The organism is Wenxinia saemankumensis, assembly GCF_900141735.1.
Taxonomy (GTDB): domain Bacteria; phylum Pseudomonadota; class Alphaproteobacteria; order Rhodobacterales; family Rhodobacteraceae; genus Wenxinia; species Wenxinia saemankumensis.
The window spans coordinates 90,060-107,721 of record NZ_FQYO01000005.1 but is presented as its reverse complement, the minus strand read 5'-3'; the positions used below and the strand labels follow the sequence as shown (position 1 = coordinate 107,721).

At 69.8% G+C, this 17,662-nt stretch carries 21 protein-coding genes and 1 tRNA gene; 16 read left to right on the top strand and 6 right to left on the bottom strand.

Going from position 1 to position 17,662, the window contains the following annotated elements:
- Window positions 1-92 precede the first annotated feature (92 nt).
- The 7 genes from BUE30_RS14130 to hisH all read left to right on the top strand — a co-directional run bounded on the left by BUE30_RS14130 (window position 93) and on the right by hisH (window position 6,655).
- A complete protein-coding gene (locus tag BUE30_RS14130; RefSeq protein ID WP_073332287.1) occupies window positions 93-3,536 on the top strand; it encodes a pyruvate carboxylase in 3,444 nt (1,147 codons plus the stop codon).
- A complete protein-coding gene (locus BUE30_RS14125; protein WP_073332283.1) occupies window positions 3,533-4,030 on the top strand; it encodes a DUF2314 domain-containing protein in 498 nt (165 codons plus the stop codon). The genes BUE30_RS14130 and BUE30_RS14125 overlap by 4 nt, the downstream gene beginning before the upstream one ends.
- Complete coding sequence (locus BUE30_RS14120; protein WP_139300575.1) at window positions 4,027-4,410, top strand: VOC family protein; 384 nt, start codon at window positions 4,027-4,029, stop codon at window positions 4,408-4,410. The genes BUE30_RS14125 and BUE30_RS14120 overlap by 4 nt, the downstream gene beginning before the upstream one ends.
- The gene (locus BUE30_RS14115) at window positions 4,407-5,192 is read left to right on the top strand and encodes a phosphodiesterase (protein WP_073332280.1); all 786 of its coding nucleotides are present in this window, start codon (window positions 4,407-4,409) and stop codon (window positions 5,190-5,192) included. The genes BUE30_RS14120 and BUE30_RS14115 overlap by 4 nt, the downstream gene beginning before the upstream one ends.
- A 79-nt stretch (window positions 5,193-5,271) precedes the next feature.
- Window positions 5,272-5,346, top strand: a tRNA-Gly gene (locus BUE30_RS14110).
- Window positions 5,347-5,435: 89 nt separating this feature from the next.
- Window positions 5,436-6,023, top strand: coding sequence for an imidazoleglycerol-phosphate dehydratase HisB (gene hisB, locus BUE30_RS14105; RefSeq protein WP_073332277.1), 588 nt, complete (start codon window positions 5,436-5,438; stop codon window positions 6,021-6,023).
- Entirely contained in the window at window positions 6,020-6,655 is a 636-nt protein-coding gene (gene hisH / locus BUE30_RS14100) for an imidazole glycerol phosphate synthase subunit HisH (RefSeq protein WP_073332274.1), read from the top strand. Before hisB ends, hisH begins: the two co-directional genes overlap by 4 nt.
- Window positions 6,656-6,693: 38 nt before the next feature.
- On the opposite strand, the gene BUE30_RS14095 is transcribed toward hisH, so the two are convergent.
- Both BUE30_RS14095 and BUE30_RS14090 read right to left on the bottom strand, forming a co-directional pair.
- A complete protein-coding gene (locus BUE30_RS14095; protein ID WP_073332271.1) occupies window positions 6,694-7,512 on the bottom strand; it encodes an alpha/beta fold hydrolase in 819 nt (272 codons plus the stop codon).
- 114 nt (window positions 7,513-7,626) lie between these two features.
- Complete coding sequence (locus BUE30_RS14090; protein WP_244526370.1) at window positions 7,627-8,034, bottom strand: DUF2147 domain-containing protein; 408 nt, start codon at window positions 8,032-8,034, stop codon at window positions 7,627-7,629.
- 133 nt (window positions 8,035-8,167) lie between these two features.
- Between BUE30_RS14090 and hisA the strand changes: the two genes are divergently transcribed.
- Window positions 8,168-8,890, top strand: coding sequence for a 1-(5-phosphoribosyl)-5-[(5-phosphoribosylamino)methylideneamino]imidazole-4-carboxamide isomerase (gene hisA / locus BUE30_RS14085; protein WP_073332268.1), 723 nt, complete (start codon window positions 8,168-8,170; stop codon window positions 8,888-8,890).
- A gap of 7 nt (window positions 8,891-8,897) precedes the next feature.
- On the opposite strand, the gene BUE30_RS14080 is transcribed toward hisA, so the two are convergent.
- Window positions 8,898-9,428 (bottom strand): DUF302 domain-containing protein, encoded by a 531-nt coding sequence (locus BUE30_RS14080; protein ID WP_073332265.1) that lies wholly within the window; start codon window positions 9,426-9,428, stop codon window positions 8,898-8,900.
- A 73-nt stretch (window positions 9,429-9,501) separates the two neighbouring features.
- Between BUE30_RS14080 and hisF the strand changes: the two genes are divergently transcribed.
- The 5 genes from hisF (at window position 9,502) to gap (ending at window position 12,362) form a co-directional block, all read left to right on the top strand.
- Window positions 9,502-10,290, top strand: a complete 789-nt coding sequence (gene hisF, locus BUE30_RS14075; protein ID WP_073332262.1) for an imidazole glycerol phosphate synthase subunit HisF — start codon at window positions 9,502-9,504, stop codon at window positions 10,288-10,290.
- Window positions 10,287-10,598 (top strand): phosphoribosyl-ATP diphosphatase, encoded by a 312-nt coding sequence (locus BUE30_RS14070; RefSeq protein ID WP_073332259.1) that lies wholly within the window; start codon window positions 10,287-10,289, stop codon window positions 10,596-10,598. The genes hisF and BUE30_RS14070 overlap by 4 nt, the downstream gene beginning before the upstream one ends.
- A gap of 174 nt (window positions 10,599-10,772) precedes the next feature.
- The gene (locus BUE30_RS14065) at window positions 10,773-11,015 is read left to right on the top strand and encodes a hypothetical protein (protein WP_073332255.1); all 243 of its coding nucleotides are present in this window, start codon (window positions 10,773-10,775) and stop codon (window positions 11,013-11,015) included.
- A gap of 62 nt (window positions 11,016-11,077) precedes the next feature.
- Entirely contained in the window at window positions 11,078-11,218 is a 141-nt protein-coding gene (locus tag BUE30_RS17850) for a hypothetical protein (protein WP_170865651.1), read from the top strand.
- A gap of 133 nt (window positions 11,219-11,351) precedes the next feature.
- Complete coding sequence (gene gap, locus BUE30_RS14060) at window positions 11,352-12,362, top strand: type I glyceraldehyde-3-phosphate dehydrogenase (protein WP_073332253.1); 1,011 nt, start codon at window positions 11,352-11,354, stop codon at window positions 12,360-12,362.
- Window positions 12,363-12,643: 281 nt separating this feature from the next.
- Here the strand turns inward: gap and BUE30_RS14055 are convergent, their stop codons facing one another.
- Window positions 12,644-13,828: a L,D-transpeptidase family protein gene (locus BUE30_RS14055; RefSeq protein ID WP_244526369.1), complete on the bottom strand. Its 1,185-nt coding sequence runs from the start codon at window positions 13,826-13,828 to the stop codon at window positions 12,644-12,646.
- A gap of 215 nt (window positions 13,829-14,043) precedes the next feature.
- Here BUE30_RS14055 and BUE30_RS17845 point away from each other — a divergent pair, with 215 nt between their 5' ends.
- Window positions 14,044-14,205: a hypothetical protein gene (locus BUE30_RS17845; protein WP_170865650.1), complete on the top strand. Its 162-nt coding sequence runs from the start codon at window positions 14,044-14,046 to the stop codon at window positions 14,203-14,205.
- A gap of 82 nt (window positions 14,206-14,287) precedes the next feature.
- Here the strand turns inward: BUE30_RS17845 and coaD are convergent, their stop codons facing one another.
- Together coaD and BUE30_RS14045 are read right to left on the bottom strand one after the other, a co-directional pair.
- On the bottom strand, window positions 14,288-14,782 hold the full coding sequence (gene coaD / locus BUE30_RS14050) for a pantetheine-phosphate adenylyltransferase (protein WP_073332250.1): 495 nt from the start codon (window positions 14,780-14,782) through the stop codon (window positions 14,288-14,290).
- A gap of 88 nt (window positions 14,783-14,870) precedes the next feature.
- Window positions 14,871-15,308: a CBS domain-containing protein gene (locus BUE30_RS14045; RefSeq protein WP_073332244.1), complete on the bottom strand. Its 438-nt coding sequence runs from the start codon at window positions 15,306-15,308 to the stop codon at window positions 14,871-14,873.
- A gap of 185 nt (window positions 15,309-15,493) precedes the next feature.
- Between BUE30_RS14045 and BUE30_RS14040 the strand changes: the two genes are divergently transcribed.
- Window positions 15,494-16,993, top strand: coding sequence for a CoA-acylating methylmalonate-semialdehyde dehydrogenase (locus tag BUE30_RS14040; protein ID WP_073332241.1), 1,500 nt, complete (start codon window positions 15,494-15,496; stop codon window positions 16,991-16,993).
- Between the two features lie 173 nt (window positions 16,994-17,166).
- Window positions 17,167-17,604, top strand: a complete 438-nt coding sequence (locus BUE30_RS14035) for a hypothetical protein (RefSeq protein WP_073332238.1) — start codon at window positions 17,167-17,169, stop codon at window positions 17,602-17,604.
- Window positions 17,605-17,662 lie beyond the last annotated feature (58 nt).

The window sequence follows — 17,662 nt, the reverse complement described above, 5'->3', positions numbered from 1 at the left end:
TGTCAACGGCTTCCGCCCCGACCCGCCCTTGAAGCCCCCCCGGAGATACGGTTCAGTCGCGTTGCTGCACCTGCAAAGAGGACCCCCCGCCCATGGCCGACTTCAAGAAGATCCTCATCGCCAACCGCGGAGAGATCGCGATCCGCATCATGCGGGCGGCCAACGAGATGGGAAAGCGGACGGTCGCCGTCTACGCCGAGGAGGACAAGCTGGGCCTGCACCGCTTCAAGGCGGACGAGGCCTATCGCATCGGCGAGGGGCTGGGCCCGGTGCAGGCCTATCTCTCGATCCCCGAGATCATCCGCGTCGCGAAGATGAGCGGGGCGGACGCGATCCATCCCGGCTATGGCCTGCTGTCCGAGAATCCCGACTTCGTCGATGCCTGCGACGCCGCCGGCATCGCCTTCATCGGGCCGAAGGCGAAGACCATGCGCGAGCTCGGCGACAAGGCGAGCGCCCGCAAGGTCGCCATCGCGGCCGGCGTGCCGGTCATTCCCGCGACCGAGGTGCTGGGCGACGACATGGACGCCATCGCGAGGGAGGCCGAGGAGATCGGCTATCCCCTCATGCTCAAGGCCAGCTGGGGCGGCGGCGGCCGGGGCATGCGCCCGATCGAGGGGCCCAAGGAGCTGGCCGAGAAGGTGCGCGAGGGACGGCGCGAGGCCGAGGCCGCCTTCGGCAACGGCGAGGGCTACCTCGAGAAGATGATCACCCGCGCCCGGCACGTCGAGGTGCAGATCCTCGGCGACAAGCAGGGGAACATCTACCACCTGTGGGAGCGCGACTGCTCGGTCCAGCGCCGCAACCAGAAGGTCGTCGAGCGTGCGCCCGCCCCCTATCTGTCCGAGACCCAGCGCGAGCGGCTCTGCAACCTCGGCAAGAAGATCTGCGAGCACGTGAACTACGAGTGCGCGGGCACGGTCGAGTTCCTGATGGATATGGACTCGGGCGAGTTCTACTTCATCGAGGTGAACCCCCGCGTGCAGGTCGAGCATACCGTGACCGAGGAGGTCACCGGCATCGACATCGTCCGCGCCCAGATCATGATCGCGGAAGGCAAGAGCATCGTCGAGGCGACCGGCAAGGCCTCGCAATACGACGTGGAGCTCGACGGCCACGCGCTGCAATGCCGGGTCACGACCGAGGATCCGCAGAACAACTTCATCCCCGATTACGGGCGCATCCAGACCTATCGCAGCGCCACCGGCCCGGGCATCCGGCTCGATGGCGGCACCGCCTATTCGGGCGCGGTCATCACGCGGTTCTACGATTCGCTCCTGACCAAGGTGACGGCCCGCGCGCCGACGCCGGAAATGGCCATCGCCCGGATGGACCGCGCCCTGCGCGAGTTCCGCATCCGGGGCGTCAGCACCAATATCGACTTCGTCATCAACCTGCTGCGGCACCCGGTCTTCCTGAACAACGAGTATTCGACGAAGTTCATCGACACGACGCCCGAGCTCTTCGACTTCAAGGCGCGCCGCGACCGCGCGACGAAGCTGCTGACCTATGTCGCGGACGTCACCGTCAACGGCCATCCCGAGACGAAGGGCCGCGCCCTGCCCCCCGCCGATATTCGCCCGCCCCGGGCGCCGATGCAGCCCCCCGTGGACTGGCAGCCGGGCACACGGCAGCTGCTGGACGAGAAGGGGCCGAAGGCGGTCGCCGACTGGATGCTGGCGCAGCGCAAGCTGCTGATCACCGACACGACGATGCGCGACGGCCACCAGTCGCTTCTGGCGACGCGGATGCGCTCGATCGACATGATCAACGCCGCCCCGGTCTATGCCGCGAGGATGGGCGATCTCTTCAGCGTGGAATGCTGGGGCGGCGCGACCTTCGACGTGGCCTACCGCTTCCTGCAGGAATGCCCCTGGCAGCGCCTGCGCGACATCCGGGCCGCGATGCCGAACGTGATGACGCAGATGCTGCTGCGCGCCTCGAACGGGGTGGGCTACACGAACTATCCCGACAATGTCGTCACCGGCTTCGTCCACCAGGCGGCGAAGAGCGGCGTGGACGTGTTCCGTGTCTTCGACAGCCTCAACTGGGTCGAGAACATGCGCGTCGCGATGGACGCGGTGATCGAGAGCGGCAAGGTCTGCGAGGGGACGGTCTGCTATACCGGCGACATGCTCGACCCCGACCGGGCCAAGTACGACCTCAAGTACTATGTCGGCATGGCCAAGGAGCTGGAGGCGGCGGGGGCCCATGTCCTCGGCCTCAAGGACATGGCGGGCCTGCTGAAGCCGGTCGCGGCGGACAGGCTGATCCGCGCGCTGAAGGAGGAGGTCGGCATCCCGATCCACTTCCACACGCATGACACGTCCGGCGCCGCGATCAGCACCATCATGGCCGCCGCGCTGGCCGGGGTGGATTGCGTCGATGCCGCGATGGACGCGCTGTCGGGAAATACCAGCCAGCCGACCCTCGGCTCGGTGGTGGAGGCGCTCAAGCATACCGACCGCGCCACCGGCCTCGACATCGCGGCGATCCGCGAGATCAGCAATTACTGGGAAAGCGTGCGCCACCAGTACGCCGCCTTCGAGAGCGGCATGCAGGCCCCCGCCTCCGAGGTCTACCTGCACGAGATGCCGGGCGGGCAGTTCACCAACCTCAAGGCGCAGGCCCGGTCCCTGGGTCTGGAGGAGCGCTGGCACGAGGTCGCGCAGACCTATGCCGACGTGAACCGGATGTTCGGCGACATCGTGAAGGTCACCCCCTCGTCCAAGGTGGTCGGGGACATGGCGCTGATGATGGTCAGCCAGGGCCTGACGCGCGAACAGGTCGAGGATCCGAAGGTCGAGGTCAGCTTCCCCGACAGCGTGATCGACATGATGAAGGGCAATCTCGGCCAGCCCCCGGGCGGCTGGCCCGAGAAGATCCAGAAGAAGGTGCTGAAGGGCGAGAAACCCATGACCGACCGCCCCGGCAAGCACCTCAAGCCGGTGGATCACGAACAGGTCCGCGCCGAGCTTGCCGAGCAGCTGGGACAGGAGATCGACGACGAGGATCTGAACGGGTACCTCATGTATCCCAAGGTCTTCACCGACTACGCCGCGCGCCACGCCGAATACGGCCCCGTCCGCGCCCTGCCGACCCGCACCTTCTTCTACGGGATGGAGCCGGGGGAGGAGATCTCGGTCGAGATCGACCCGGGCAAGACGCTGGAAGTGCGGCTGCAGGCGGTGTCCGAGACCAGCGAGGACGGCGAGGTCCGCGTTTTCTTCGAGCTGAACGGCCAGCCGCGCACCGTTCGCGTCCCCGACCGCAAGGCGACGGGGGGAAGCGCGAAGCGCCCGAAGGCCGAGCTCGGCAACCCGGCCCATGTCGGCGCGCCGATGCCGGGCGTGGTGTCCTCCATCGCCGCGCAGGCGGGCAAGACGGTCTCGGCGGGTGACCTGCTGCTGACCATCGAGGCGATGAAGATGGAGACCGGCATCCATGCCGAGCGCGACGGGGTCGTCGCGGCGGTGCATGTCACGCCCGGCGCGCAGATCGACGCCAAGGACCTGCTGGTGGAGTTCGAAGGGTGAGGGCCGCGCTCCTCGCCCTCGCCCTGCTCGCCGGCTGCGCCGCCGCCCCCACGGCCGAGGATCTGACCGGGGGTGTCGTCGGCTTCGACCCCGCCGATCCCGGCATCGCGGGCGCGGTGCAGGCGGCCACCGCGACGCTGCCCCTCTTCTACCGGTATGCGCTGTCGGGCGGGCAGAGCCTGCCGCCCGCCTCGATCAAGGTCGCCTTCCCGACCGGGCCGGGGCGCGGCGACGAGGTGATCTGGGTCTCGCCCTTCCGGATGGAGGCGGACGGAAGCTTCATCGGCCTCCTCGCCAACCAGCCCGTCGCGATGCCGCAGGGTTTCGGCGACCCGGTGGAGTTCGACAGCAGCATGGTCCGCGACTGGGCGTGGGAGGAGAACGACCGGACCTACGGCAACTACACCGCCCGCGCGACGATCGCGTCCGGGGTGCTGACACGCGAGCAGATCCCGGGCCTCTCGGCCGATCCCCTGCCCCGGTCCTGGCAGTGACCGAGCGTCTCGCCGCGCTGTCGATCCTCGTTCCCGATTACGACGAGGCCATCGCCTTCTTCTGCGGCACGCTCGGCTTCGCGCTGGTCGAGGACATCGACCAGGGGACCAAGCGCTGGGTCCGCGTCCGCCCCTCGGGCGGAGGGGCCGACCTGATCCTCGCCCGCGCGACCGGCGATCAGGCGTCGGGCATCGGCGCGCAGGGCGCGGGGCGCGTCTGGCTGTTTCTCGAAACCTCGGACCTTGCCCGGATGCGCACCCGGATGGAGGCGGCGGGCGTGCCCTTCGAGGAGCCGACGCGGAGCGAGCCCTATGGAAGGGTCGCGGTATTCCGCGACCCCTGGGGGAACCGCTGGGACCTGCTGGAGCGGGCGAAGTGACGAAGCTGCTCGTCATGTCCGACCTCCATGTCACGCCCGAGGGGGCCCGGATCATCGGCCTCGACCCGCTGGAGCGCCTGCGCGCGACGCTGGATCACGCGATGTCGCGGCACGGGGATGCGGACCTGCTGGTCCTCTGCGGCGACCTCGCCCACCGGGGCGACGCCGAAAGCTACGCGCGGCTCGCGGCGCTGCTGGACCCCCTGCCCCTCCCCGTCGTGACGATGCTCGGCAATCACGACCGCCGCGGGCCGTTCCGCGCCGCCTTTCCCGGGGCGCCGGATGCCGGGGGCTTCGTCCAGTCCCGGCGCGACGCGGGCGACTGGCGGCTGATCTTCCTCGATTCGCTCGACGAGGGGTCGGCGGCCGGACGGCTCTGCGACGAACGGCTCGCCTGGCTGGACGGCGCGCTGGCAGATCCGGACGGGCGCCGACCGCTGGTCTTCGTCCACCATCCGCCTGCCGATTGCGGCCTGCCCGGCATGGACGCGATCCGTCTGGCGGAGGGGGAGGCGCTGCTGGACCGGCTCGCCCCGCTCGGCGGGCACCTCGTCTGCGGCCATGTCCACCGCACGGCCAGCGGATCCGCCCGGGGCGTGCCCTGGGCCATGCTCAAGAGTCCCTGCCACCAGGCGCCGCTCGATTTCGAGACGGCCGATTCCTCGCTCTCCATCGACGAGCCGCCCGGCTACGGGGTGATCCTGCTGCGGCCCGGCCGCGTCGTGATCCACCACGAGGACGTGCTGGCGAAGGGTTGGACCGGCCCCGTCGGGCGGGACTGAACTTTCCCCCACGGCGGGCGAAATTTCCTCTTGCAGGCCCGCGGCGCTCTTTATACATCCCCGCTCACCGAAACCGGACGCGGGTGTAGCTCAGGGGTAGAGCATTACCTTGCCAAGGTAAGGGTCGTGAGTTCGAATCTCATCACCCGCTCCAGTTTCGAGTTCGAAAGAGCCGCCCTCCGGGGCGGTTTTCTTTTTCCGGCAATCGGATAAAGAGCCTTCGTTGACATCGAGAGGGCATCCATGCGCCAGGCCAGCCTCACCCGGAAGACAGCCGAGACCGAGATCGCGGTGTCCGTGAACCTCGACGGGACCGGAACGCGCGATTGCGCCACCGGGATCGGGTTCTTCGACCACATGCTCGACCAGATGGCCCGGCACTCGATGATCGACCTGCACGTGCGTGCGACGGGAGATCTGCATGTCGACGACCACCATACGGTCGAGGATACGGGCATCGCGCTCGGGCAGGCGCTGCGGCAGGCGCTGGGAGACAAGCGCGGGATCCGGCGCTACGGGGAATGCCACCTCGCGATGGACGACGCGCAGGTGCGCTGCGCGCTCGACCTGTCGGCGCGGCCCTATCTCGTGTGGAAGGTCGACTTCCCGACCGCCCAGATCGGCCGCTTCGACACCGAGCTGGTGCGCGAGTTCTTCCAGGCGCTCGCCACCCATGGCGGGATCACGCTGCATGTCGACCGCCTGCACGGGATCAACAGCCACCACATCGCCGAGGCCGCGTTCAAGGCCGTTGCCCGCGCCCTGCGGATGGCGGCGGAGCCCGATCCGCGCGCGGGCGACGCCATCCCCTCGACGAAGGGCGCGCTGTGACGACCGCCCTCATCGATATCGGCAGCGGCAACCTGCACTCGGCACAGAAGGCGTTCGAGCGGATGGCGGCCGAAGGGGGCGGCGGCGAGATCGTGGTGACCGACGATCCCGGCGTCGTGGCGCGGGCCGAGCGGGTCGTCCTGCCCGGCGACGGCGCCTTCCCCGCCTGCCGCCGGGCCTTGGCCGGGATCGCGGGGCTCGAGGACGCGCTGCGCGAGACGGTGGAGGTGCGGGGCCGTCCCTTCCTCGGCATCTGCGTCGGGATGCAGATGATGGCCAGCCGGGGCCTGGAATACGAAGAGACCGAGGGCCTCGGCTGGATCGACGGGACGGTGATCGGGATCGAGCCCGGCGAGGAGCGCAAGGTCCCCCATATGGGCTGGAACGACCTCGCCGTGATCAAGGCGCATCCGGTGCTCGAGGGGATCGCCACCGGGGACCATGCCTATTTCGTCCATTCCTGGCACATGGACGTGGCAGAGGGACCGGACCTGCTTGCCACGGTCCAGTATGGCGGGCCGGTCACGGCCATTGTCGGGCGGGACACGATGATCGGCACCCAGTTCCACCCCGAGAAGAGCCAGGAGACGGGCCTGCGCCTGATCGCCAACTTCCTGGCCTGGCGACCCTGAGTGACGGGGACCGGAAGAACCCCCGGCCCCCGAAGGGCTCAGCCGCGCAGGAAGTCGAGCAGGTCCTGCGTCACGCGGTCCGGCTCGGTCGCGGTCAGGCCGTGGGGCGCGCCCGCATATTCCTTCAGCGTGGCGCCCTTGACGGCCTTGGCCGCCGCGCGGCCCGCGCTGTCGATCGGCACCGTCTGGTCGTCCGTGCCGTGGATCACCAGCGTGGGCACGTCGAAGGCGCCCATGTCGTCCCGCAGGTCCGTCTTGCCGAAAGCGTCGACGCAATCCAGCGTCGCCTTGGGCGAGGCCATCATCGCCATCGACCACGTCCAGTGCAGCACCGCCTCCGATACGCCGCCCGCCCCGGTGCCCTGCCCGTAGAAATCCTTGAAGAAGTCCTGCAGGAAGGCGGCGCGATCCTTGCGCAGCCCCTCCTTCATCCCGGCGAAGACGTCCTCGGGGACGCCGTCGTGGTCGTCGGTCTGCAGCATGTAGGGCGCGATGGACGAGATCAGCGCGGCCTGCGCGACGCCCTTGCCCTCGTGGCGCGACATGTAGCGGGCCACCTCGCCCCCGCCCATCGAGAACCCCGCGATCGCGGCATCGCTCAGGCCGAGCGTCGAGATCACCGCCGCGAGGTCGTCCGACATGGTGTCGTAGTCGTAGCCGCCCCAGGGCTGGCCCGAGCGGCCGAAGCCGCGCCGGTCGTAGGAGATCACGCGGAACCCCGCCTCGGCGAGGCCGAGGGCCTGATGCTCCCAGCTGTCGGCGTTCAGCGGCCAGCCGTGGATCAGCACGACCGGGCGCCCCTGCCCCCAATCCCTGACATAGAGGTCGACGCCGTCGGTCGTCGTCACGATGGGCATGTCCGTTTCCTTTCCCTGTGGGGCCCCGGACCGGGACCCGTCGGACGGGAAACGTTCCGGGGGCGGCGGGTCGTTCCGCGCCGCCCCCGTTCCATCACGGCTTCGGCAGAAGGATCAGTTCCGCGTCCAGGTCTGCGCGCGGCAGATCCCGATGAAGCAGCCGCGGACCGTCAGGGTGTTCCCGGCGAGATCCATCTCGGACGCATAGGTGGAATCGCGGTCCGGCGCGTAGATCTGGCCGTCGTCGTAATGGCCGTTCCCGTAGGGGCGCATGTCCCAGATGATCTGCCGGCCGGTATTGGGGCTGTCGAGCTCGTTGCCCGCGCCGTCGAAGCTGCGCACGAGCACGCCGCAATAGGCGTCGCCGCAGACCGAGATGTCGACCAGCCCGTAATTGCCGTTGTCGTCCGGCTGGGTGCGCCAGGTGCCGAGCACCTCGGCGTTCTGGGCGAGCGCCGGCAGGGCGAGCGTGGCCGCCAGCGCGGCGGCGGCGATGGTGCGGATCATGGTGTCCTCCCTCATGTCTCCTCTGACGGGAATGAGGCGGCGGTGCGCGGCGACCGGGCAAGGGTGACGTAGGGGACGCCCGATCCGGAACGTTGCGTTGCCGGCCCCGTCATGGGACAGGACGAACGCCTGCAACGGGAGCCCGGCCATGATCCTCTACCCCGCCATCGACCTCAAGGACGGCAAGGCCGTGCGGCTTTTGCGCGGCGACATGGAAAGCGCGACGGTCTTCAACGACGACCCTGCCGCGCAGGCCCGGGCCTTCGTCGAGGCCGGGTGCGACTGGCTGCATCTCGTCGATCTCGACGGCGCGTTCGCCGGGGCGCCGCGCAACGCGGGGGCGGTCGAGTCGATCCTCGCCGCCTGTCCGGACACGAAGGTCCAGCTCGGCGGCGGGATCCGCGACATGGCGACCGTCGAGGGCTGGCTGGGCAAGGGTGTGGCCCGCGTGATCCTGGGCACCGCGGCTGTGGAGGATCCGGATTTCGTCCGCGCCGCCTGCGCCGCCCATCCGGGACGCATCGCGCTGGGCATCGACGCGCGCGAGGGGCGCGTGGCGACCCGCGGCTGGGCCGAGGTGACGACGATGCAGGCCGTCGACCTGGCCGCCCATTTCGAATCCGCCGGGGTCGCCGCGATCATCTATACCGACATCCAGCGCGACGGCGCGATGGCCGGCCCCAACGTGACCGAGACCGAAAAGCTGGCCCGTCACACCGGGATGGAGGTGATCGCCTCGGGCGGCGTGTCCTCGATCGCCGATCTGCAGGCGCTGAAGGCGACGGGCGTGATTGCCGGCGCGATCTCGGGCCGGGCGCTCTACGACGGCAAGATCGATCTCGGCGTCGCGCTGTCGATCGTGAAGGGCTGACGCGGCCCTATTGCGGGGCGGGCCCCTCGGCCGGATCGTCCTCGTCGCTCGTCTCGGGCGGCATCTCGCCCTCCGGCGCCTCGGCGACGCCCGTCGTCAGCGCCTCGAGCGCGTCCGAGATCGGCTCGAGATAGGGGGCGGCCGGCGGCACGTCGAGCTCGTCCAGCATGGCCCTCACGTCCTCGTAGACGATGAAGGTCTGCCCGTCCCGGTCCATCACCAGCACGCGCAGCGGCAGGTAGAGACCGGCCTTGAGGTCGGCCTGCAGCACGGGCGTGCCCAGCTCGGGATTGCCGAAGACCAGCAGCGTCGCGGGCTCCAGCTCCAGGCCCGCCGCCTCGGCCCCCGCGGCATGGTCGACCCGGGCGAAGAGTGTCGCGCCCGCCTCCTCCACCGCCGCGGCGAGGCGGTCCGCGACCTGGGGCACGGTGCCCTCCGCCTCGACCTCCCTGAACTCGGCCAGGGCGGGGGCGGCAAGGGTCGCGGCGGCGACAAGGGCGGCGGCGGCACGGATCGGCATCGGGGTCTCCCGGGTCACATCATTCGGTCCTGATGCTAACACGTCCGGGGGCCTCTTGGCTCCCTCCGCGTCAGGCGCTAAGGGCGCGGTCATGCTGAAGGTCCGCGTCATCCCCTGCCTCGACGTCGCCGACGGGCGCGTGGTCAAGGGCGTCAACTTCGTCGACCTGATCGACGCGGGCGACCCGGTGGAGGCCGCACGCGCCTATGACGCGGCCGGCGCGGACGAGCTGTGCTTCCTCGACATCCACGCCACGCACGAGAATCGCGGCACGATGTACGACCTCGCCACCCGCACGGCCGAGGCGTGCTTCATGCCGCTGACCATCGGCGGCGGCGTCCGTACCGTCGAGGACGTGCGGAACCTGCTGCTGGCGGGGGCGGACAAGGTGTCGTTCAACTCGGCGGCCGTGGCGAATCCCGATGTGCTGACCGAGGCCGCGCTGAAGTTCGGCAGCCAGTGCATCGTCTGTGCCATCGACGCCAAGAGCGTCGGGCCGGATCGGTGGGAGATCTTCACCCATGGCGGGCGCAGGGCCACCGGCATCGACGCGGTCGAGTTCGCCCGGACCGTCGCCGCGAAGGGCGCGGGTGAGATCCTGCTCACCTCGATGGACCGCGACGGGACGAAGGCCGGCTTCAACCTGGCGCTGACCCGGGCCGTCTCCGACGCTGTGGACGTGCCCGTGATCGCCAGCGGCGGGGTCGGCACGCTCGACCACCTGGTCGAGGGCGTGATCGAGGGCGGGGCCTCCGCCGTCCTTGCGGCCTCGATCTTCCATTTCGGCACGTTCACGATCCCCGAGGCCAAGGCCCACATGGCCGCGGCCGGGATTCCCGTCCGTCCTGCCCCCCTCTCCACCCCCGCGAGTTCCGCATGAGCGCCCTCGATCGCCTCGCCGCCACCATCGCCGCGCGCCGGGGCGCCGATCCCGCGACCAGCTGGACCGCCCGGCTGCTGGCCGATCCCGACAAGGCGGCCGAGAAGTTCGGCGAGGAGGCGGTGGAGGCCGTGATCGAGGCGGTGCGCGCCGACCCGGCCAAGCTGACGTCCGAGGCGGCGGACGCGCTCTACCACCTGCTCGTCATGTGCGCGGCGCGCGGCGTCACCCTCGCCGATATCGAGGCCGAGCTGACGCGCCGCGAATCGCGATCGGGGCTCGAGGAAAAGGCCGCCCGCCGGCGCTGAGCCGCCGATTCCTCGCGGCGATCGGCCGGACTTCGCCGCAGCGCGGCATTTGCGCTCACGGGGCCGAGAGCGGCCTCTTTTGCCCGGACCCCACCCTGTCTAGGTCGCCGCTTTCCAATGGGGCGCGGCAGGAACCGTCCGACCCGTTCACCGGAACCCTGGGGGCATGGATCCATGAGCAACACCATCGTGGCCGAGGCGGCGCGCGCGCCGCAGGGAATCGAGCTGGACGAGACCGTCCTGATCGGGCTGTTCCTCTCCGAGACGCCGACCGCCCTGATGCGCCTGGCCGACGGCCGCGTCGTCAAGGTCGGCGTCGGCACCGCGATCGGCACGGCCGAGATCGTCGCCATCGACGAGGGCGGCGTCCGCCTGCTCGAGGACAGAGTGGCGCGTTCGCTGCAGATGCCGGCCTGAGTCCGGCCGGGTCGTGCGCCGCCCTCTGGGCAGCGGCGCGGCCCGCGCCTAGCCTGACCGCCATGACCACGCGGCTCGCCCTCGTCCTGTTCGTCTTGATCGCCACGCTGATCGGGCTGGATCTCTATGCCGGCTGGGGCGGGACGCTCGCGGGGGCGCGGGCCTTCACCGACCTGCTGCGGACCATCGCCTTCTGGCGATGAGAGCGGAAGTGTTGACCTTTCGCCCCGAAAGGCAAATGTGGCGGGCGACCCCGCCCGCGCGTCCCGCGCGGCGCGCCCCATGTCGCCGCGCCGCCCGGGCGCCGGCGGCTCATCCAGACCCGGAGGCCCTCATATGGCAGTCAAGGTGGCAATCAACGGCTTCGGCCGCATCGGGCGGAACGTCCTGCGCGCGATCATCGAATCCGGCCGTACGGATATCGAGGTGATCGCGATCAACGATCTCGGCCCCGTCGAGACCAACGCGCACCTGCTGCGCTACGACAGCGTGCACGGCCGCTTCCCGGCCGAGGTCAAGGTCTCGGGCGACACGATCGACGTGGGCCGCGGCCCGATCAAGGTCTCGGCCGAGCGGAACCCGGCGGACCTGCCCTGGGGCGACGTCGACATCGTGATGGAATGCACCGGCATCTTCACCTCGCCCGACAAGGCGAAAGCCCATCTCGAGAACGGCTCCTCCCGCGTGCTCATCTCGGCCCCGCTCTCGAACGCGACCAATGCCGAGAAGACGATCGTCTACGGCGTGAACCACGAGACGCTGACCGCCGACGACCACATCGTCTCGAACGCTTCCTGCACGACGAACTGCCTCTCGCCGGTGGCCAAGGTGCTGAACGACGAGATCGGGATCGTGAAGGGCTTCATGACCACGATCCATTCCTACACGGGCGACCAGCCGACGCTCGACACGATGCACAAGGATCTCTACCGCGCGCGCGCCGCGGCGCTGTCGATGATCCCGACCTCGACCGGCGCGGCCAAGGCCGTGGGCCTCGTCCTGCCCGAACTCAACGGCAAGCTGGACGGCGTCGCGATCCGGGTGCCGACGCCGAACGTCTCGGTCGTCGACCTGACCTTCGAGGCGGCGCGCGAGACCTCGGTCGAGGAGATCAACGCCGCGATCAGGAAGGCGGCCGACGGCCCGATGAAGGGGATCCTCGGCTATACCGAGGAGAAGCTCGTGAGCTCGGACTTCAACCACGACCCCCATTCCAGCGTCTTCCACATGGATCAGACCAAGGTGATGGAGGGGACGATGGTCCGCATCCTGACCTGGTACGACAACGAGTGGGGCTTCTCCAACCGGATGAGCGACACCGCCGTCGCGATGGGCAAGCTGATCTGATCCGGTTTTCGTGACCGGATGGGACAGGGCCCCGCACCGACCGGCGCGGGGCCCTTTCCGTTTCGGTGGACCGGAGGAATGGGCCTGCTGCCGCGTCGGCTCGCCGGGGGATGCGCGCGGACATCCCGGGCCGATGGGCAACCGGCGCCACAGCCGTGGGCGCCCCAACTGGACATCGCCACCAAGGGCCGCCTTTTCGATTGCCGCCCGGGGCCGGCACTGCCGGAACGGGACGGCGGGCGGGGCGATGCGCGCTCGGCGCGCGAGCGCCGGTCCGGCCGTCAGCCCTGGAACTCGACCACCGTGCCCTCGCTCACCAGCCGGGACAGCTCTTCCACGTCCCAGTTTGTCAGGCGCACGCAGCCATGGCTCTGGCGGGAGAACAGCGAATCGGGCTCCGGCGTGCCGTGCAGCCCGTAGGAGGGCTCGGACAGGTCGATCCACATGCTGCCCACCGGCCCGTTCGGGCCCGGCGGCAGGGTCAGGGCAGACATGTTCTCGCCCTGCACGAAATTGTCCGGGTTGTAATGGTAGGTCGGCAGCGGTGCCACGGCCGTCACCGTCACCGTTCCGGAAGGCGATGGCGTGTCGGGCGAGCCGATGGTCACGGGGTAGTCGACGACGAGCACGCCCGAGGCGTCATAGGCGCTGAGACGAGAGGTGCTCTTGTCGACCGTGATGCGGGTGACGGGGGTCGCGACGGCGCCGCCGGTCGAGGCGACCCAGATCGTGTCCCCGCTGGCGAAGGACACGCCCGGATTCATCGCAATGAGGAAATCCTCGTCCATGTGGAAGGCCTCGGCCACGCGCTCGGTGATGCGGCGGTGCGGGATCGAGGACAGGGCCGCGAGATCTGCATAGTCGCTCGGCAGGTCGGGGTTCAGATCCTCGAAATCGACGTCCCGCAGCGTGTAGCGCATCATGATGGGGTCGGCCGCGTCGCCGCCCAGCGCCTGCCAGACGGCGGCGTCGAGGATGCCGTCCACCGGCAGATCGCGCGACCGCTCGAAGGCGGCGAGCGCGCTTTCGGACATGCCGCCGCGCCATCCGTCGACGACGCCCGGCGAGATGCCGGCCCGGTCGAGCAGCACCTGCACCTTCACCGTCAGGGCCGATCGGCCGTCGGGCAGCGGACCGCCCTCGTAGCGGGCGGCCTCGATCTCCTCCAGCGTGGGAAGGGGTTGCTGCGCGGTCGTGTCCTCCCCGGCCTCCGGCGCGGCGGGCTCCGGCTCGGCGGGCGCGGGATCGGCCGGCAGGGGATCGGCGGGCGCGGGATCGGCGGGGGCCGGCGCCGGATCGGGCGCTGCCTCCGGGGTCGCCCCCGGCACCGGGTCGGGCGCGGTCAGCGCTTCCTGCGTGGCCTCGAGGATCGCGCGGATCTCGGAGGTGCTGGGCAGGTCGGCCTGGGCGAGGCTGGCCCCGGGCAGGAGAAGAAGGGCGGCGGCGGGCAGAAGCGGAGAGGTCACGGGCGGGCCTTCGGCTGGAACGTGGTTTCCCCAGCTAATGCCCCGTCGCGGCGACCGGGTCCATCGCCGCGGCGCTCACGACTTCGTCGCCCGCACGGGCGCGGATCGGCCCATGCAATTCCTGCAAGGCGGGGCTGACCATCCTGCGGTGGTGCCGCAGCGCAGCATGACTAGATGGGCGGTCAAGGGAGACACGCAAAGCCAAGGAGCGACAGATGACCTTCTTCGATACCGTCCGCGCGCGCATCGCCCGCCGCGCCGCCTACGCCCGGACCCTGCGCGAACTGTCGGGTCTCGACCCCCGGATCGCCCGCGACCTCGACATGGACCGGACCGATCCCCGCGACATCGCCTACCGGGCGGTCTACGGCGCCTGAGCCGTGGATCCGGCCCTGTCCGGGCCGGTCCGGCCCCGTCGGACATCGAGCGGAGCCGCCCCGAAGGGCGGCTTTTCTCGTCTCAGGGGGCCAGTCTCGCCAGCAGCGCGTCCCGCACCCGGGGCGGGACGAAGCGCGAGATGTCGCCGTCCAGACGGGCGATCTCCTTCACCAGCTTGGACGCGATGGCCATGTGCTTGAGATCGGCCATCAGGAAGACGGTCTCGATCTGCGCGTCGAGCACGCGGTTCATGCCGACCATCTGGAACTCGTACTCGAAATCCGCGACGGCCCGCAGGCCCCGGACGATCACCTGCGCCCCGACATCGCGTGCGCAGTCGATCAGCAGGTTGTCGAAGGGATGGACGACGATCTCGCAGTTCCGCCGGGTGGCGATCGGCGCGCATTCCGCCTCGACCAGGGCGACGCGTTCCTCCAGCGGGAAGAGCGGGCCCTTGCCCTCGTTGATGGCGACCCCGATCACCAGCCGGTCGACGAGGCCGCAGGCCCGCTCGACGATGTCGAGATGGCCGATCGTGATCGGGTCGAACGTGCCGGGATAGAGGCCGGTTCGCATGTCTCTCCTCGCCCCGGGCCGTCCGGGATGGACGCACGCAACGATATTGCGCAGCGGATGGCAAGCGGATGGGACGCGGCGGCCCGTCCTAGTGGCCCATGATCATCCCCTCGAGGGCGTCCTTCTCCATCGCGAGTTCGCTGAGGCGAGCCTTGACCACGTCGCCGATGCTCACCAGTCCGACCAGCCGCCCGTCCCTCAGCACCGGCAGGTGCCGGAACCGCCCGTCCGTCATCGCCTGCAGCACCGCGACCGCGTCGTGATCCTCGGTGCAGGTGCTGAGCTCGCGCGTCATCAGCTCGCTCACGGCCTGGTCCAGCACCGCCGCGCCCTGCCGGCCGATCTCGCGCACCACGTCGCGCTCGGACAGGATACCCGCCGCCGTCGCCCCCTCGTCGGACGAGACGATCACGGTGCCGACGCGTTTCGAGGAGAGGATGCCGACCGCGTCGGAGACCCGCGCCTCCGGCGTGACCCAGAGCAGGTCTGACCTGTCCTTGTCGGCGAGGATCTGGCGGACGAGCATGGCGAGCCTCCCTTGACGTGCCGTCGTAACGAAGCGTCCCCGGTGGGGCGCCCGTCTGTCAAGCGCCGCGCGTAGGGGCGCCCCCCCGGGGCCGCGCGGGGTCCGGGGGCCCTGCCCCGCGAGATTGCCGCTTTATCCGGCGCCGCCGGGGCGCTACCCGAGAGGGAAACAGGAGGAACATCGCCATGCAGGACCTGCATCACTGGATCGACGGCGCGAAGGTCACCGGAACGTCGGGCCGCTTCGCCGAGGTCTACAATCCCGCGACGGGCGAGGTTCAGGCGCGCCTGCCGCTGGCCTCGAAGGACGAGCTCGACGCCGCCGTCGCCCGCGCCGCCGAGGCGCAGAAGGGCTGGGCCGCGACCAACCCGCAGCGCCGGGCCCGGGTGATGATGAGGTTCGGCGCCCTCATCAACGAGCACATGGACGAGCTGGCCGAGCTGGTCAGCCGCGAACACGGCAAGACCCTGCCCGACGGGCGCGGCGACGTGCAGCGCGGGCTCGAGGTGGTCGAGGTCTGCATGGGCGGGCCGTCTCTGCTGAAGGGTGAGTTCACGGACGATGGCGGCCCGGGCATCGACCTCTACTCGATGCGACAGCCGCTGGGCGTCGTGGCCGGGATCACCCCGTTCAACTTCCCCGCGATGATCCCGCTCTGGAAGATGGCGCCCGCCCTGACCTGCGGCAACGCGATGATCCTCAAGCCGTCCGAGCGCTGCCCCTCCACCTCGCTGCGGCTGGCCGAGCTGCTGCAGGAAGCCGGTCTGCCCGACGGCGTTCTTCAGGTGGTGAACGGCGACAAGGAGGTGGTCGACGCGATCCTCGACAACGAGACAGTGCAGGGCGTCGGCTTCGTCGGGTCGACCCCGATCGCGCAGTACATCTATGGCCGCGCCGCGACGAACGGCAAACGCGCGCAGTGCTTCGGCGGCGCCAAGAACCACATGATCGTCATGCCCGACGCCGATCTCGACAAGGCGGCCGACGCGCTGGTCGGGGCCGGTTTCGGCGCCGCCGGCGAGCGCTGCATGGCGATCTCGGTCGCCGTCCCGGTTGGCAAGGAGACGGCGGATCGCCTGCGCGACAAGCTGGTCCCCCGGATCGAGAAGCTGAAGGTCGGTCCCTACACCTCGGGCGAGGACGTGGATTACGGGCCCGTCATCACGAAGGCCGCGCAGGAGCGGATCGAGCGGCTCGTCAACAGCGGCGTCGAGGCGGGCGCGACGCTGGTCGTGGACGGGCGCGACTTCCGCCTGCAGGGCTACGAGGACGGGTTCTTCGTCGGGCCGTCCTATTTCGACGACGTGACCCCTGACATGGAGATCTACAAGGAGGAGATCTTCGGCCCCGTACTCAGCCAGGTGCGCGCCGACAGTTACGAGGCCGCGCTCAACCTCATCATCGACAACCCCTACGGCAACGGGACGGCGATCTATACCGCCGACGGCGACACCGCCCGCGACTTCGCCCACCGGGTCAATGTCGGCATGGTCGGGATCAACTTCCCGATCCCGGTGCCCCTGTCCTACCACACCTTCGGCGGGTGGAAGAAATCGGCCTTCGGCGATCTCAACCAGTACGGGCCCGACGCGTTCCGCTTCTACACGCGGACCAAGACCGTCACGGCGCGCTGGTTCTCGGGCATCAAGGAAGGCGGCGAGTTCAACTTCAAGCAGATGGATTGAGCGGCCCGCCTGCCCCTGCATGAACGAGGCGCGCCCGGCCCGGTGCCGGGCGCGATCCTCGGCGACGCGACGAAGGGCAGACAGAATGACCTTGCGTCAAGACAGGCCGGAAGGTCTTGATCGGGAAAGGTTCCGCAGGGGAAGGAACGGGACGTTCCCCACGAGGCCACCCCATGCCCCTCGACTACGCGTTCCTACCCGACCTGAACCTCGTTCACGTCCGGTTCGCTGGGCATGTGACGATCGCCGAGACGATGGAGGGCTTTCGCCGGTTCGCGGCCGATCCGGCGCTCCGTCCGGGGGTCCGGCAACTCGTCGATTTCCGCCAGGTGCGCAGCTACGAAAAGGATCCGCCGGCCTTCATGCAGATGCAGGCCCGCATCCTCGAGCATCATGCCGACCTCGACCCGGCGCCGGACGCGCCGGCCCACATGCATATCGTCTTTCTCGCCCCTGCCCCAATCCACCAGCAGATGGCGGCCCTCGCCAAACGCAGCTGGGAGGGACTGGGCATGATGTCGATCTCGGTCGCCGGCACCCCGGAAGAGGCGCTCGCGATCCTCGACCTGCCGGAGCGCGCGGCCGCTTCGCTGTTCGCGGCCCGGGACTGACACCCACGGACTGACGCAAGGGACACGCGGTGCGCCTGCGGCCGGCCACGGAACGAGG